This window comes from Streptomyces sp. NBC_01803 (assembly GCF_035917415.1).
Taxonomy (GTDB): domain Bacteria; phylum Actinomycetota; class Actinomycetes; order Streptomycetales; family Streptomycetaceae; genus Streptomyces.
The window spans coordinates 1435731-1451342 of record NZ_CP109073.1 but is presented as its reverse complement, the minus strand read 5'-3'; the positions used below and the strand labels follow the sequence as shown (position 1 = coordinate 1451342).

The 15612-nt window shown below is 73.1% G+C and carries 13 protein-coding genes and 1 pseudogene; 5 read left to right on the top strand and 9 right to left on the bottom strand.

The window, feature by feature from the left end:
- Positions 1-196 precede the first annotated feature (196 nt).
- The gene (gene dxs, locus OIE51_RS06040; RefSeq protein ID WP_326596093.1) at positions 197-2110 is read left to right on the top strand and encodes a 1-deoxy-D-xylulose-5-phosphate synthase; all 1914 of its coding nucleotides are present in this window, start codon (positions 197-199) and stop codon (positions 2108-2110) included.
- Positions 2111-2137: 27 nt separating this feature from the next.
- Here the strand turns inward: dxs and OIE51_RS06035 are convergent, their stop codons facing one another.
- The 7 genes from OIE51_RS06035 to OIE51_RS06005 all read right to left on the bottom strand — a co-directional run bounded on the left by OIE51_RS06035 (position 2138) and on the right by OIE51_RS06005 (position 9317).
- Positions 2138-2542 carry a VOC family protein gene (locus OIE51_RS06035; protein ID WP_326596092.1) on the bottom strand — a complete coding sequence of 135 codons (405 nt, stop codon included), beginning with the start codon at positions 2540-2542 and terminating at the stop codon, positions 2138-2140.
- A 74-nt stretch (positions 2543-2616) separates the two neighbouring features.
- Positions 2617-3036, bottom strand: coding sequence for an NTP pyrophosphohydrolase (locus OIE51_RS06030; RefSeq protein WP_326596091.1), 420 nt, complete (start codon positions 3034-3036; stop codon positions 2617-2619).
- A complete protein-coding gene (locus OIE51_RS06025; RefSeq protein ID WP_326596090.1) occupies positions 3033-5162 on the bottom strand; it encodes a 3-hydroxyacyl-CoA dehydrogenase NAD-binding domain-containing protein in 2130 nt (709 codons plus the stop codon). Before OIE51_RS06025 ends, OIE51_RS06030 begins: the two co-directional genes overlap by 4 nt.
- Complete coding sequence (locus OIE51_RS06020; protein ID WP_326596089.1) at positions 5159-6373, bottom strand: thiolase family protein; 1215 nt, start codon at positions 6371-6373, stop codon at positions 5159-5161. Before OIE51_RS06020 ends, OIE51_RS06025 begins: the two co-directional genes overlap by 4 nt.
- 157 nt (positions 6374-6530) lie before the next feature.
- Positions 6531-7793 carry an HRDC domain-containing protein gene (locus OIE51_RS06015; RefSeq protein ID WP_326596088.1) on the bottom strand — a complete coding sequence of 421 codons (1263 nt, stop codon included), beginning with the start codon at positions 7791-7793 and terminating at the stop codon, positions 6531-6533.
- Between the two features lie 99 nt (positions 7794-7892).
- Positions 7893-8552 carry a response regulator transcription factor gene (locus tag OIE51_RS06010; protein WP_059011374.1) on the bottom strand — a complete coding sequence of 220 codons (660 nt, stop codon included), beginning with the start codon at positions 8550-8552 and terminating at the stop codon, positions 7893-7895.
- Between the two features lie 174 nt (positions 8553-8726).
- Positions 8727-9317, bottom strand: a complete 591-nt coding sequence (locus tag OIE51_RS06005; RefSeq protein ID WP_326596085.1) for a DUF3000 domain-containing protein — start codon at positions 9315-9317, stop codon at positions 8727-8729.
- Between the two features lie 40 nt (positions 9318-9357).
- Here OIE51_RS06005 and hemE point away from each other — a divergent pair, with 40 nt between their 5' ends.
- The 4 genes from hemE to OIE51_RS05985 all read left to right on the top strand — a co-directional run bounded on the left by hemE (position 9358) and on the right by OIE51_RS05985 (position 13360).
- Entirely contained in the window at positions 9358-10479 is a 1122-nt protein-coding gene (gene hemE / locus OIE51_RS06000) for a uroporphyrinogen decarboxylase (RefSeq protein ID WP_326596083.1), read from the top strand.
- Positions 10480-10705: 226 nt separating this feature from the next.
- Positions 10706-12109 carry a protoporphyrinogen oxidase gene (gene hemG / locus OIE51_RS05995; RefSeq protein WP_326596082.1) on the top strand — a complete coding sequence of 468 codons (1404 nt, stop codon included), beginning with the start codon at positions 10706-10708 and terminating at the stop codon, positions 12107-12109.
- Positions 12110-12126: 17 nt separating this feature from the next.
- The gene (gene hemQ / locus OIE51_RS05990) at positions 12127-12837 is read left to right on the top strand and encodes a hydrogen peroxide-dependent heme synthase (protein ID WP_326596081.1); all 711 of its coding nucleotides are present in this window, start codon (positions 12127-12129) and stop codon (positions 12835-12837) included.
- 34 nt (positions 12838-12871) lie between these two features.
- Positions 12872-13360 (top strand): glutathione peroxidase, encoded by a 489-nt coding sequence (locus OIE51_RS05985; RefSeq protein WP_326596080.1) that lies wholly within the window; start codon positions 12872-12874, stop codon positions 13358-13360.
- A 21-nt stretch (positions 13361-13381) separates the two neighbouring features.
- Here OIE51_RS05985 and OIE51_RS05980 read toward each other — a convergent pair whose 3' ends face one another.
- Positions 13382-14302, bottom strand: a complete 921-nt coding sequence (locus tag OIE51_RS05980; protein WP_326596079.1) for a TIGR04222 domain-containing membrane protein — start codon at positions 14300-14302, stop codon at positions 13382-13384.
- A gap of 5 nt (positions 14303-14307) precedes the next feature.
- Positions 14308-15559 (bottom strand): annotated as a pseudogene (locus OIE51_RS05975) (DUF692 domain-containing protein).
- Positions 15560-15612: the final 53 nt, after the last annotated feature.

Genomic DNA, 15612 nt, shown 5'->3' with positions numbered 1-15612 from the left:
CGGTCCGATGCGGTCCGGCCCGGAGCCCAACCTGACGCGGGACGGACGCGAACGGTCGCGGAGCGGTCCGGGCATCGGCGGCGGCCCGGCGCGCGCCCGTCGGGTGACGTATCTCCCATCCTGAGATCGCGAGGGTCCTACTGGTCACATTAAACTCGTCGGACGGCCGCCCAAGCGCCCGACGCAAGGAGGAAAGGTGCCGCTGCTGACCCGCGTTTCGGGACCGCGCGATCTCGACCGGCTGAGCCCCGCCCAACTGGAGGAGCTGGCCGCGGAAATCCGCTCCTTCCTCATCACGGCCGTCGCCAGAACCGGCGGACACCTCGGTCCCAACCTCGGCGTCGTGGAGCTCACGATCGCCCTGCACCGCGTCTTCGACTCACCCACCGACCGCATCCTGTGGGACACCGGCCACCAGTCCTACGTGCACAAGCTGCTGACCGGTCGCCGCGACTTCTCCGCGCTGCGGAGCAAGGGCGGCCTCTCCGGCTACCCCTCGCGCGAGGAGTCCGAGCACGACGTCATCGAGAACAGCCACGCCTCGACCGTCCTGGGCTGGGCCGACGGCCTCGCGAAGGCCACCCAGCTGCGCGGCGGCGACAGCCACGTGGTCGCCGTCACCGGCGACGGCGCCCTCACCGGCGGCATGGCCTGGGAGGCGATGAACAACATCGCCGCCGCCAAGGACCGCCCGCTGGTCATCGTCGTCAACGACAATGAGCGCTCCTACGGGCCGACCATCGGTGGCCTCGCCAACCACCTCGCCACCCTGCGCACCACCGACGGGTACGAGCGCTTCCTCGCCCGGGGCAAGCAGATGCTCAACCGCACCCCCGTCGTGGGCCGTTCGCTCTACGGCACGCTGCACGGCGCCAAGAAGGGCCTGAAGGACGTCATCGCCCCCCAGGGCATGTTCGAGGACCTGGGCCTGAAGTACCTCGGCCCCATCGACGGCCACGACATCCAGGCCCTGGAGTCCGCCCTCCACCGCGCCAAGCGCTTCGGCGGCCCGGTCATCGTGCACTGCCTGACCGAGAAGGGCCGCGGCTACCAGCCGGCCCGCGACGACGAGGCCGACCAGTTCCACGCGGTGGGCGTCATCCACCCCGACACCGGCCTGCCGGTCGCCGCCTCGGGCGCCGACTGGACGTCCGTCTTCGGCGACGAGATCGTCAGGATCGGCCGCGAGCGCCAGGACATCGTGGCCATCACCGCGGCCATGCTCCGCCCGGTGGGCCTCCAGGCGTTCGCCGAGGAGTTCCCCGACCGGGTCTTCGACGTCGGCATCGCCGAGCAGCACGGCGCGGTCTCCGCCGCTGGCCTGGCCACCGGCGGCCTGCATCCGGTCTTCGCGGTCTACGCGACCTTCCTCAACCGCGCCTTCGACCAGCTGCTGATGGACTGCGCCCTGCACCGCTGCGGCGTCACCTTCGTGCTCGACCGCGCCGGGGTGACCGGCCCGGACGGCGCCTCGCACCACGGCATGTGGGACATGTCGATCCTCCAGTGCGTCCCCGGCCTGCGGCTCGCCGCCCCCCGGGACGCCGAGCAGCTGCGCGCCCAGCTCCGCGAGGCCGTCGCGGTCCCCGACGCGCCCACCGTCGTGCGGTACTCCAAGGGCAAGGTCGGCACCACGGTCCCCGCCGTGGACACCGTCGGCGGCATGGACGTGCTGCGCCGCCCGGGGTCCGACCACCCCGACGTGCTGATCGTCTCCGTCGGAGCCCTCGCCACCACCTGCCTGGAGGTCGCCGAACTGCTCGGCCGGCAGGGCATCACCGCCACCGTCGTCGACCCGCGCTGGGTCAAGCCGGTGGACCCCGCGCTGCCCGCCCTGGCCGCCGGCCACCGGGTGGTCGTCACGGTCGAGGACAACAGCCGCGCGGGCGGCGTCGGATCCGCCGTCGCCCAAGCCCTGCGCGACGCCGACGTGGACGTCCCGCTGCGCGACTTCGGCATCCCGGAACGTTTCCTCGGACACGGCACCCGGGAACAGATCCTGGCCGAGGTCGGGCTCACCGCCCCCGACATCGCCCGCCAGGTCACCGGACTGGTCGCCCGCCTCGACGGCCGCTACGACGCCGCGGAGGCCCAGCTCGGCCGCGAGTGACCCGGGACCCGGCCCGGCCCGCGCGGGTCAGCCCTGCGTCGCGGCCGGGTCCATCCAGATGATCTCCCACTGGTGGCCGTCGGGGTCCAGAAAGCTCCGGCCGTACATGAACCCCTGGTCCTGGGGCTCCATGGCCGGCTGCCCCCCGGCGGCCAGCGCGCGGTCCGCCAGGTCGTCCACCTGCTCGCGGCTCTCCGCACTGAGCGCGATGATCACCGTCGTGCTCGTCGCGGGGTCCGCGATCTCCTTCTTGGTGAACGTCCTGAAGAACGGCTCGACCAGCAGCATCGCGAAGATGGTGTCGCTGATGACGAGACAGGCGGCGTTCTCGTCGGTGAACTGCGGGTTGAACGAATACCCCAGCTTCCCGAAGAACGTCTTCGAGCGCTCCAGGTCCTTCACGGGCAGGTTGACGAAGATCATCGTGGACATGCTGGCCTCATCCCTCTCGTGCGCGTCCGCGTGCCGCGGCCGTCACAGGGATAGACAGCGGTCCCGACCGGAACTCATCGGTCCCCGGGAGAAATTCTCGCCAGCAGTTCGCGCGGCCCCGCCACCTCGGCGCCCAGCGCGATCACCCGCTCCCGCAGCTCCCGGTCGGCCGTCACCACCACGCACCGCCGTTCCCGGCCCTCCTCCCGGACCAGCTCCACGATCCGGTCGTCCCCGCTGCCCGGCGCCGGCACCACCCGGACGTCCGGCACCGGCGCGACGCCCCGCGCCGCGCCCTCCACCACCAGCACCACCTCGGCCGGGTCCGGATAGCCCGTCAGCCGGTCGCGCAGCCGCTCAGCCGCGCCGTGCCGGTCCCGCCACCAGCCGTCCGGCACCGAGCCGACCACGTTGGCACCGTCCACCACGACGAGCGGCGCCCGGCCCGCCACTGGCGAGCCGGGCGCCGCGCGTCCCGTACGGTCGGACGTCACTCGGGAACGCTGGCCGTGCCCACCGGCAGGAAGCGCCGGCCGACGACCCGCTCGCTGATGCCCTCGCGGTCCAGGTACGGGGTGATACCGCCCAGGTGGAACGGCCAGCCCGCGCCGGTGATCAGGCACAGGTCGACGTCCTGCGCCTCGGCCACCACACCCTCGTCCAGCATCAGACCGATCTCCTCGGCGATCGCCTCCAGAGCCCGGTCGCGCACCTGCTCCTCGGTGAGCACCGTGGTGCCCACCTGGAAGAGCGCCTCCACCTCGGGGTCGAGCTCGGGCTTGCCCGAATCGTAGACGTAGAACGTCCGCTTGCCGGCCTCGACCACGCGGGCCAGATTCTCCGACGTGCGGAACCGATCCGGGTAGGCCCCGTGCAGGGTGCCCGCCACGTGGTGGGCGACCGCCGGGCCGACGAGGTCGAGCAGCACGACCGGGGACATCGGCAGCCCCAGCGGAGCCAGCGCCCCGTCCGCCACCTCGACCGGCGTGCCCTCGTCGATGGAGCCGAGCACCGCGCCCATGAAGCGGGTCAGGATGCGGTTGACGACGAACGCCGGGGCGTCCTTCACCAGCACGGCCGACTTCTTCAGCGTCTTGGCCACCGAGAACGCCGTCGCCAGCGAGGCGTCGTCGGTCTGCTCGGCCCGCACGATCTCCAGCAGCGGCAGCACCGCCACCGGGTTGAAGAAGTGGAAGCCGACGACCCGCTCGGGGTGCTTCAGCAGGGACGCCATCTCGGTGACCGACAGCGAGGAGGTGTTGGTCGCCAGGATCGCGTGCTCCGGGACCACGGCCTCCAGCTCGGCGAACACCTGCTGCTTGACGCCCATCTCCTCGAAGACGGCCTCGATCACGAAGTCCGCGTCGGAGAACGCCTCGGCCTTGTCCAGCGACCCGGTCACCGCGGCCTTGAGCCGGTTGGCCTTGTCCTGGTTGACGCGGCCCTTCAGGAGCTGCATGTCGATCTGCTCGTGGACCCAGCCCACGCCCTTGTCGACCCGCGCCTGGTCGATGTCGGTGAGCACCACCGGCACCTCCAGACGGCGCGCGAACAGCAGCGCGAGCTGTGAGGCCATCAGGCCCGCGCCCACGATGCCGACCTTGGACACCTTCCGGGCCAGCGACTTGTCCGGGGCGCCCGCCGGCCGCTTGGCCCGGCGCTGCACCAGATTGAACGAGTACAGACCGCTGCGCAGTTCATCGCCCATGATCAGGTCGGCCAGCGCCTGGTCCTCGGCCGCGAAGCCCTCGCGCAGGTCGCCGTTGCGGACCTGGGAGATGATGTCCAGCGCCCGGTAGGCGGCGGGAGCCGCGCCGTGCACCTTCTCATCGGCGATGGCCCTGCCGCGCGCCACCGCCTGGTCCCACGCCTCGCCGCGGTCGGGGTCCTGCCGCACGACCTCGATCTCGCCGCGCAGCACGGCCGATGTCCACAGCAGCGACTGCTCCAGGAAGTCGGCGCCCTCGAAGATGGCGTCCGCGATGCCGAGCTCGTAGACCTTCTGGCCGGAGAGCATCCGGTTCTGGTTGAGCGCGTTCTCGATGATGACGGTGACCGCGCGGTCGGCGCCGATGAGGTTCGGCAGCAGCGCGCAGCCGCCCCAGCCCGGCACCAGACCGAGGAAGACCTCGGGCAGCGCGAACGCGGCGATCGACTGCGACACCGTGCGGTAGGCGCAGTGCAGGCCGACCTCGACGCCGCCGCCCATGGCCGCGCCGTTGTAGTAGGCGAACGTCGGCACCGGCAGCGCGGCCAGACGCTTGAACACCTCGTGGCCGCCGATGCCGATGGTCAGCGCGTCCTCGCGCTTCTTCAGCACCTCGACGCCCTTGAGGTCGGCGCCCACGGCGAAGATGAACGGCTTGCCGGTGATGCCGACACCGACGATCTCGCCGGCCTCGGCCTCGGCGGCCACCTGGTCGATGGCCGCGTCGAGGTTGGTCAGCGACTGCGGCCCGAAGGTGGTCGGCTTGGTGTGGTCGAACCCGTTGTCCAGGGTGATCAGCGCGAACCGCCCGGCACCCCCGGGCAGAGCGAGGTGACGAACGGGGGCCTGGGTGACCACCTCGTCCGGGAACACCTCGGCCGCGCTCTTCAACAGCTCAGTGGTCTTGCTCACTTGCCCTCCCAGTGCGGGTTCTCCCAGATGACCGTCGCACCCATGCCGAAGCCCACGCACATGGTCGTCAGGCCATACCTGACGTGCGTGCTGTCCTCGAACTGCCGGGCGAGCTGCGTCATCAGCCGGACACCGGAGGAGGCCAGCGGGTGACCGTAGGCGATCGCGCCACCGTACTGGTTCACGCGCGGGTCGTCGTCGGCGATGCCGTAGGCGTCCAGCAGCGCCAGGACCTGGACGGCGAACGCCTCGTTGATCTCCAGCAGGCCGATGTCATCCATCGTCAGTCCGGCCTGCGCCAGCGCCTTCCGCGTGGCCGGCACGGGCCCGAAGCCCATCACCTCGGGCTCGACGCCCGCGAAGGCGAAGGAGACCAGCCGCATCTTCACCGGCAGGCCCAGCTCCCGGGCGACGTCCTCGGCGGCGATGACCGAGGCGGTCGCGCCGTCGTTGAGGCCCGCCGAGTTGCCCGCCGTGATCCGGCCGTGGGCGCGGAACGGCGTCTTCAGGCCGGTCAGCGCGTCCAGGGTGGTCCCGGGGCGCATCGGCTCGTCCGCCGTGGCCAGGCCCCAACCGACCTCGCCGGCGTCCGGGCTGGTGCGCCGGATGGCGACCGGCACCAGGTCGGGCTGGATCTTGCCGTCGGCGTACGCCTTGGCGGCCTTCTCCTGACTGCGCACCGCGTACTCGTCGGCGCGCGCCTTGGTCAGGTGCGGGAAGCGGTCGTGCAGGTTCTCCGCCGTCATGCCCATGAACAGGGCGGACTCGTCGACGAGCTTCTCGGCGACGAAGCGGGGGTTGGGGTCGACGGACTCACCCATCGGGTGCCGGCCCATGTGCTCGACGCCGCCCGCGATGGCGATGTCGGCCGAGCCGAACGCCACCGCGCCCGCGGTGGTGGTGACGGCCGTCAGCGCGCCCGCGCACATGCGGTCGATGGCGTAACCGGGAACGCTCTTGGGCAGCCCGGCGAGGATCGCGGCGGTCCGGCCGATGGTGAGGCCCTGGTCGCCGATCTGGGTGGTGGCGGCGACGGCGACTTCGTCGACGCGCTCCGGCGGGAGCTGGGGGTTGCGCCGCAGCAGCTCACGAATGCATTTGATGACGAGATCATCGGCGCGGGTCTCGTGGTAGATCCCTTTGGGACCCGCCTTGCCGAACGGGGTGCGGACGCCGTCCACAAAGACGACGTCCCTGACGGTACGCGGCACGATGGCTTCTCCTCCACGCCGAAGATGTGCGTTCCACCGCCCATGCTACTTGTCGGTAACCCTGTGGCAAGGCCGGACGATGCCCAGCGTCGTACGTCACATCGCGATTCGAACCGACTTGGCGCAAAGCCCCCGTTACGCGCCCGCCGCGAGGCCGCTACGCGCTCTCGGCGAGAGCCCCGGTCAGGAGGTCGGCCGTCTGGGCGATCTGCCACTCGCGGGCACCGAGCAGTCGCAGGGCCTGGGCGACCCGCTCGGGAGCCGGGTCCGCCGGGGGCTCCCAGCACAGCCGGCGGACCACATCGGGTGCCAGCAGGTTCTCCTGTGGGAGATTCAGCTCCTCGGCGTGCGCCGTCACGGCGGCCCGCGCCGCCGTCAGCCGGGCCGCGGCGGCCGGGTCCTTCTCGGCCCAGGCCCGCGGCGGCGGCGGGCCGGCGGTCGGCTGGCTCGGCTGCGGCAGCTCGGCCTCGGCCAGCTCCCGGGCCCGGTCGATCGCCGTCTGCCACTGCTGGAGCTGGCGGCGGCCCATCCGGTGGCCGAAGCCGTGCAGCCCGGCGAGCGCACGCACATCGGCGGGCATGGCCTGGGCGGCGGCGACGATCGCCGCGTCCGACAGCACCTTGCCCGGGGACAGGTCGCGCCGCTGGGCGACCTGGTCCCGCGCGCTCCACAGCTCCCTGACCACAGCGAGCTGTCGGCGCCTGCGCACCTTGTGCACGCCCGAGGTGCGGCGCCAGGGGTCTTTGCGGGGCGGCGGCGGGGGAGCGGCGGCGATGGCGGCGAACTCCTCCAGCGCCCACTCCAGCTTCCCCTGCCGTGTCAGCTCCTCCTCCAGCGCGTCCCGCAGGTCGGTCAACAACTCCACGTCCAGCGCGGCGTACCGCAGCCACGGCTCGGGCAAGGGGCGGCTGGACCAGTCGACGGCGGAGTGGCCCTTCTCCAGGCTGTAGCCGAGAACGGTCTCCACCATCACGCCGAGGCCGACCCGGGCGAAGCCCGCGAGCCGGCCGGCCAGCTCGGTGTCGAAGAGCCGGGTGGGCACCATGCCTATGTCCCGCAGACACGGCAGATCCTGGGTCGCCGCGTGCAGCACCCACTCGCTGGCGAGAAGCACGGAGCCGAGCCCGGAGAGATCGGGGCAGGCGATGGGGTCGATGAGCGCGGTGCCCGCGCCCTCGCGGCGGAGCTGGACGAGATAGGCGCGCTGCCCGTACCGATACCCGGAGGCGCGCTCGGCGTCGACGGCGACGGGGCCGGTGCCCGCCGCGAAGGCGGCGACGGCTTCGGCGAGCGCGGCGTCGTCCGTGATGACCGGTGGCACGCCCTCGCGGGGGGCCAGCAGAGGGACCGGCGCCGGGCCCGACGGCTCAGAGGTGGAGAGTCCGGAGGCTGTTTCGGCTGTCTGCTGGGCGTCGGTCACCTGTCAAGGGTAACTGTGTGCGCATGGTGCACGACGTCTCCGCGCGCCCCCGGCGCCCGCCCTGCGGCAAGGGGCCGGGGGTGACGAATCGGTGCCTTCTCAGTGAATGATTCCGGTACGGAGGGCGACGGCGACCATCCCGGCCCGGTCTCCCGTGCCGAGCTTGCGGGCGATACGGGCGAGGTGGCTCTTGACGGTCAGGGCGGACAGCCCCATGGAGACGCCGATGGCCTTGTTCGACTGGCCCTCCGCCACCAGCCGCAGCACCTCGACCTCGCGCCCGGAAAGCTCCCGGTACCCGCCCTGATGCGCCGGGGCGCCGGGCTGGCGACGGTGCATCCGGGCCGCGCCGCCGAGGTGGGCCGCGCCGTGCCGGGAAGGTGGACCGAGATTGTTGCGGGTGCCGGTGACGACATAGCCCTTGACGCCTCCGGCCAGGGCGTTGCGGACGGCGCCGATGTCGTCGGCGGCGGAGAGGGCCAGACCGTTGGGCCAGCCCGCCGCCCGGGTCTCGGACAGCAGGGTCAGCCCCGATCCGTCGGGGAGATGGACGTCGGCTACACAGATGTCGCGCGGATTCGCGACACGGGGACGGGCCTCGGCGATGGACGACGCCTCGATGACGTCCCGGACGCCGAGAGCCCACAGGTGGCGGGTCACGGTGGAACGGACACGAGGGTCGGCCACGACGACCATGGCCGTCGGCTTGTTGGGGCGGTAGGCGACGAGGCTTGTGGGGTGCTCAAGAAGAACAGACACCGGGCCTCCCGAGAGGGGTGGGGTGAGGACGGATCAGACTCCTGGGGAGGAGTCGGGGCGATCCGGATGGAAGGGTCACTGAACCTCTTCGGCAGGAATCTCCGGCGGCTTTAGAGAATGATCACGAACCGGTGATTCGTCATTCCGGACCCGCCCCCGCGCCGTCCGTCCCGCTCACGCCGGACGGGGGCCCCGGCGGCGGGGAAGAGCCGTCACCGCGGGGCCGCTCGTCTCCGGCGGCAGGCCCGCGCTCTGCGCCAGCAGACCGCACCAGGCCAGCAGATGTCCGCCCACCTCGGCCGGGTCCGCGGGCGTCCAGGACGCGCGCAATTCCAGCTCCGCGCGCGCGGGCCGGTCGGCCAGACCGCCGAAGAAGCTCGAACCCGCCCGCGTCACCGTCCCGTTGGCCTCGCGGTACGTCAGGGCGCGGAGGTCGAGCGACTCCGTCAGCCATGACCACGCCACCTCCGGCAGCAATGGGTCGGCGGCCAGCTCCGGTTCGAGGTCGGCGCGGGCCAGCGTCACGACCCGGAACTCCCCCTGCCACGATTCCTGACCGGCCGGATCGTGCAGCAGGACGAAACGGCCGTCGGCCAGCTCCTCCCCGTCCGCGCCCACCGTCGCCGCCAGCGCGTGCGCGAACGGCGCCAGCCGCCGCGGCGCCGGGAGCGGGGACAGCCGCACCTCGGACCTCGGCCGGGCCGCCTCCAGCGCGGCCACCGCCTCCCGGAAGGCGAACGGACCCGCTACACCAGGGTCGTTCATATCTCCGGACTCCTCCGCCTGGTGGGTTCGAGACGCTGCCATGGCCGGTAACCCTAGGCGCCCGAACGGCCGCCCGGCGGTAGCCACACCCGCGCCCGGCCAATCCGCGGGGCATGGGAGACTTCTTCCCGTGACAGTGACCGAGTCCGCGTTCCTGCGCGCCTGCCGCCGCGAGTCCGTGCCGCATACCCCCGTCTGGTTCATGCGCCAGGCCGGGCGTTCCCTCCCCGAGTACCGCAAGCTCCGCGAGGGCACCGCCATGCTCGACTCCTGCATGCGCCCCGACATGGTCACCGAGATCACGCTCCAGCCGGTGCGCAGGCACGGCGTCGACGCCGCCATCTACTTCAGCGACATCGTCGTGCCGCTCAAGGCCATCGGTGTCGACCTCGACATCAAGCCCGGTGTCGGGCCCGTCGTCGCCCGGCCCATCCGCGGCCGTGCCGACCTCGCCCAGCTCCGCCCGCTGGAGCCGGACGACGTCAAGTACGTGACGGAGGCTGTGGGCATGGTCACCGGCGAGCTGGGCGACCTCCCGCTGATCGGCTTCGCCGGTGCCCCCTTCACGCTCGCCAGCTACCTGGTCGAGGGTGGTCCGTCGCGCAACCACGAGCACACCAAGGCCCTGATGTACGGGGACCCGGAGCTGTGGGCCGAGCTGCTCGACCGGCTCGCGGGCATCACGGCGGCCTTCCTCGCCGTGCAGATCGAGGCCGGCGTCTCCGCCGTCCAGCTCTTCGACTCCTGGGTCGGCGCCCTCTCCCCGGCCGACTACCGGCGCGCGGTGCTGCCCGCCTCCACCAAGGTCTTCGACGCCGTCGCCGGGTACGGGGTGCCGCGCATCCACTTCGGCGTCGGCACCGGCGAGCTGCTCGGGCTGCTCGGCGAGGCGGGCGCGGACGTCGTCGGCGTCGACTGGCGGGTGCCGCTGGACGAGGCGGCCCGCCGCGTCGGCCCGGACAAGGCCCTCCAGGGGAACCTGGACCCGGCCGTGTTGTTCGCGCCGCGCGAGGCCGTGGAGGTCCAGGCCCGGCGCGTGCTGGACGCCGCCGCCGGGCTGCCGGGCCACATCTTCAACCTCGGCCACGGCGTGCTCCCCGACACCGACCCCGACGCCATCAGCCGTCTGGTGGCCTACGTGCACGAGCAGACCGCTCGCTGACGGCGACCCCACCGGCGGCGACGGCGACGGCACCGATGACGGTAACGCGGGGGGACCGCGCCTCGCCCGCCGAATCACCGGGCGAAGCGTGGCGCCACCGGCGCCGTGCCGAACGACCGGATACGTGTGCTTACGTTCTCTTCAACTTCCAGTGTTCGCACGGCCGTTGAGCCTTCCCGCCAGGGTCTCGCGCCGGGCCGGGCCGGGCGTCTGCGACAGTGGAGACATGCATGTGATCGTCGTCGGCGGCGGGATTTCCGGTCTCGCCGCCGCTCACCGGCTGCTGACCGCCGGGGTCCGGGTCACCCTCCTGGAGACCTCGGGGCACCTGGGCGGCAAGCTCCGCACCGGGCAGGTCGGCGGGGTCCGGGTGGACCTCGGCGCCGAATCGATTCTGGCCCGCCGTCCCGAGGGCGTGGACCTGGCCCGCGCCGTCGGCCTCGGCGACGCGCTGCGCCCGCCCGCGGTGACCAGCGCCGCGATCTGGACCAGAGGGGCCCTGCGCCCGATGCCGCGGGGGCAGGTGATGGGCGTGCCCGCGACGGCCGCCGCCCTGGCCGGGGTGCTCTCCGACGCGGGGCTGGCCCAGATCGCCCGCGACACCGAGCTGCCCCCGCTCGACCTCGGCGAGGACACCGCCGTCGGCCGCCTGGTCGCCGAGCGCATGGGCAACGAGGTCGTGGACCGGCTCGTCGATCCCCTGCTCGGCGGGGTCTACGCCGGCGACGCCTACCGGATCTCGCTGCGCTCCGCGATGCCGCGCCTCTTCGAAGCGGCCCGCGAGCACGACTCGCTGCTCGCCGCCGTCCGCTCCCTCCAGCGCCAGTCGCCCGAGGACGGCCCCGCGCGGCCGGTGTTCACCGGCATCGAGGGAGGTGTCGGGACGCTCGCCGAGGCGGTCGCCCACGCCTGCCGGGAGCAGGGCGCCGCGCTGGAGACCGGTATCTCCGTCACCGGCTTGCGCCGCACGGCCAGGGGCTGGGCGGCGGCGCTGGACGACGGCCGCTCGCTGGCCGCCGACGGCGTGGTGCTCGCCGTCCCGGCCGGGGCCGCCGCACGGCTGCTGGCCGCCGAGGCGCCCGCGGCGGCCGGTGAGCTGGCCGCCGTCGAGTACGCCTCGATGGCCATCGTCACTCTCGCCTTCCGGCGCGCCGACCTGGCCCGGCTGCCGCGCGGCAGCGGCTTCCTGGTGCCCGCGGTGGACGGACGCACCATCAAGGCGGCCACGTTCACCAGCGGCAAGTGGGACTGGGCCGCCGCGGCCGATCCCGACCTCTTCCTGCTGCGCGTCTCCATCGGCCGCTACGGCGAGGAGGGGCCGCTCGGCTGGGACGACGGCGAGCTGGTGCGGGCCGCCCTGGAGGACCTGGGCGATGCCACCGGGCTGGCCGTCAAGCCGGTCGACTCGCGAGTGACCCGCTGGATCGACGGGCTGCCGCAGTACACCGTCGGCCACTTCGCCCGGGTGGCCCGGGTCCGCGGCTATCTCGACGCGCTGCCCGGGGTGGCGCTGTGCGGCGCGGCCTACGAGGGCGTCGGAATCCCGGCGTGCGTCGCCGGCGCCCACCGGGCCGCCAGCGACCTGCTGCGTACCTTGCCGCCGGGACCGCGGGACGAGGCCGCCGAGTAGCGGGGGAGAATGGCCGTATGACTGCTGCACCCGACAGGCCCTTGGGCAAGCGCGCCAAGGAGCTCAACGACGTCATCCGTTACACCCTGTGGTCCGTCTTCCGGCTGCGCGAGGCGCTGCCCGAGGACCGCACCGGCTTCGGGGACGAGGTGACCGAGCTCTTCGAGCAGCTCGCCGCCAAGGACGTCACGGTGCGCGGCACCTACGACGTCTCCGGACTGCGCGCCGACGCGGACGTGATGATCTGGTGGCACGCGGAGACCGCGGACGCGCTCCAGGAGGCGTACAACCTCTTCCGCCGGACGCGGCTGGGCCGGGCGCTGGAGCCGGTCTGGTCGAACATGGCCCTGCACCGCCCGGCCGAGTTCAACAAGTCGCACATCCCGGCCTTCCTGGCCGACGAGCGGCCCCGCGACTACGTGAGCGTGTACCCGTTCGTCCGCTCCTACGAGTGGTATCTGCTGCCCGACGAGGACCGCCGCCGGATGCTGGCGGACCACGGCAAGATGGCCCGGGACTTCCCGGACGTGCGGGCCAACACGGTCGCCTCCTTCTCGCTGGGCGACTACGAGTGGGTCCTCGCCTTCGAGGCGGACGAGCTGCACCGCGTCGTGGACCTGATGCGCCACCTGCGCGGCTCCGAGGCCAGGCGCCACGTCCGCGAGGAGATCCCCTTCTACACCGGCCGCCGCAAGCCGGTGGCCGAGCTGATCGCCGGCCTGGCCTGACGCGGGCCCGGTCACAACGGACGAGGAGAGCGCCGTGAATCTGCTGGACACCCCCATCGCCCGGCTCGACGGAAGCCCGGCCACCCTGGCCGAGCTGACCGGGGGCAAGGTCACGCTCGTGGTGAACGTCGCGTCCCGGTGCGGCCTGACGCCCCAGTACACCGGCCTGGAGGCCCTCCAGAGGGAGCTGGAGCCCGACGGCTTCACCGTCCTGGGCATCCCCTGCAACCAGTTCGGCGGCCAGGAGCCCGGCACCGCCGGGGAGATCCAGGAATTCTGCTCCGCGACCTACGGGGTGACGTTCCCGCTGACCGAGAAGATCGAGGTCAACGGCGCCGGGCGGCACCCGCTCTACCAGGAGCTCACCGCCGTGCCGGACACCGACGGGCAGGCGGGCGACATCCAGTGGAACTTCGAGAAGTTCCTGCTGGCGAAGGATGGTTCGGTCGTCGCCCGCTTCCGCCCGGCGACCGACCCCGGTGACCCGGCCCTGCGCGCGGCGATCCAGGACGCGCTGGGCTGAGCCGCCGGTCCCGGTGGGGGCCTAACCGCCCCCGCCCCCGCCGCAGCCGCCGCCACCACCCCCGCAGCCGCCCCCTCCTCCTCCACCACAGCTGGAGCCCCCGCCGCCGCAGCCCGAGCCCCCTCCGCAGCTCGAACCGCCGCCGGAGCCTCCACCGCTGCCGCTGCCGCTGCCGCCGCCGCCCGAGGCACCGCACGCGGCGCTCCAGGTGGTGCTCGACGAGCCGCCGGTGCCGGTGCCGGCGCCGGTCCTGACGGTGGCGCTGAGCTGGGAGCGCAGTGCCGCGTCGGGCACCGCGGCGGTGCCGCTCATGGCGACCAGCGCGGCCAGTCCGTGCGAGGCGAAGGGCTTGTTCCGGCGCAGGCCGATCAGCGCACTGCGTCCCGCGTTCGTCACCATGCCGCGCGGGGCGCTGAGGAACATCCCGGTGAACACCCCGACGACCGCCACGGGTATCGCCCAGTACTCGGTCGTGATGGCGGCGACCGGGACCAGGACGAAGAGCAGCAGCCTGCTCAGCATCGCCGCCCGCCGCCAGGGGCGGTACAGCTCCGGGCGCCACAGCAGGCCGCGTGCCGCGACCCGGTCGCCGATCGCCTGCACGGCCGCGCTGCGGATCAGGGCGGCACGGATCTCGGGCAGCGACTCGTCCCAGCTCGTGAAGCAGCCCAGCAGGGCCCGCTCCACCTCGTCGTCGGCGGTCGGCAGCAGGACGCGGACGCGGTCGCCCTCGACGCTGATGCGGCGCTTCTCCCACATCGCGCACAGCACGGTGGTGGCGACCCTTCGGGATCCGCCGGTGAGGAAGGCGACCTCGTAGACCGTGGCGGGGACACCGGCGTGCCCCTTGGCGGCCTCCCGGCGGGCGCGGGCGGACACGGTGCCGAGGTGGACCAGGCCGATCACCGCCGCGCACGTGGCGACGTCGACGAGCGCGATCATCGCCCTCACCTTCCTTTCCTTGAGAAGCCGGCGGCGGACAGCAGCCGCCCGATCCGGCGGGTTGGGGTGGTGGCGGCGCCGCGCTCGCGCAGCCACTGCGCCAGGCGCCGGCGCGCCGGCCCGTCGGTCACCGCGCCGGTGTCCAGCGCGTGCCGGGCCAGGGCGGCGGCGTCCTGGCCGTATCCGCCGGTCAGCGGGTGGGAACGGGCCCAGGCGAGCGCCGCGGGCCGGTATCCGTCGCCCAGGGCGCGCGGCAGCTCGGGCGCCACCTTGGCGAGGACGTCGGCCCGTTTGGCGGCCAGCGCCTCCCGCTGGACGCGCAGCCGCGCCCGGTCGAAGCCGTCCGGCACGGGGCCGCCGGCGGTGAGCGCGCTCAGCAGCGCCGCCTGCGCGATGGCGAGCCGGTGCCGGGCCTCGGTGGTGTCAGCCACGGCGCACCGCCTCGGCCACCGCGCGGATCGCCGCCAGCTCGGCGGCCAGCTCCTCCCTTGGCGGGAAGGCGTCGTCGCGTTCGAGCAGCACCCCGGGCGGCGTGGTCCGGGCGCACAGCTCGTCCAGCACCGCCAGCACCTGCGGCGGGACCGGGTGGGCGTGGCTGTCGTGCCAGACCCCGTCCCGTTCGACGCCGCCGGCGACGTGCACATAGGCGATCGCGTCCAGCGGCAGCGCGTCGAGCGCGGCGGCCGGGTCCTCGCCGCGGTTGACGTGGTTGGTGTACAGGTTCGCCACGTCGATCAGCAGCCGGACGCCGGTCCGCTCCACGAGCTCCCGGAGGAACTGGCCCTCCGTCAACTCCTCGTCCGGCCACCCGAACAGCGCCGCGATGTTCTCCAGCGCCAGGGGAACGGGCAACGCCTCCTGGGCGATCCGCACGTTCTCGCACAGCACGTCCAGGGCGTCCCTGGTCCGGGGGACGGGCAGCAGATGCCCGGCCTCCAGCCGCGGGGTGCCGGTCAGCGGCCCGCCGGCCCGGACGAACGCGATGTGTTCGGTCACCAGCGGCGCGTCGAGCGCCTCCGCGACCCCGGCGAGTGCCATCAGGCCGCTCGGCGAGGGCCGTTCGGCCCCGCCGAGGCCCAGCGACACGCCGTGCGGCACCACCGTGGTGCCGCGGCGGCGCAAGTGCGTCAGGGGCTCGGGAAGATGGCCCGCGCAAACGTTCTCCGCGACCACCTCGACCCAGTCGACCCCCGGCAGCTCCGCTATATCGTCGGCGATGTCGGGTCTCCACCCGATCCCCGTCCCCAGCCGCTCCATGTCCGCCTCCCCAGAAGGACAGTTGTTCGCACCGTGTGTGCGTGAGCTAGTTT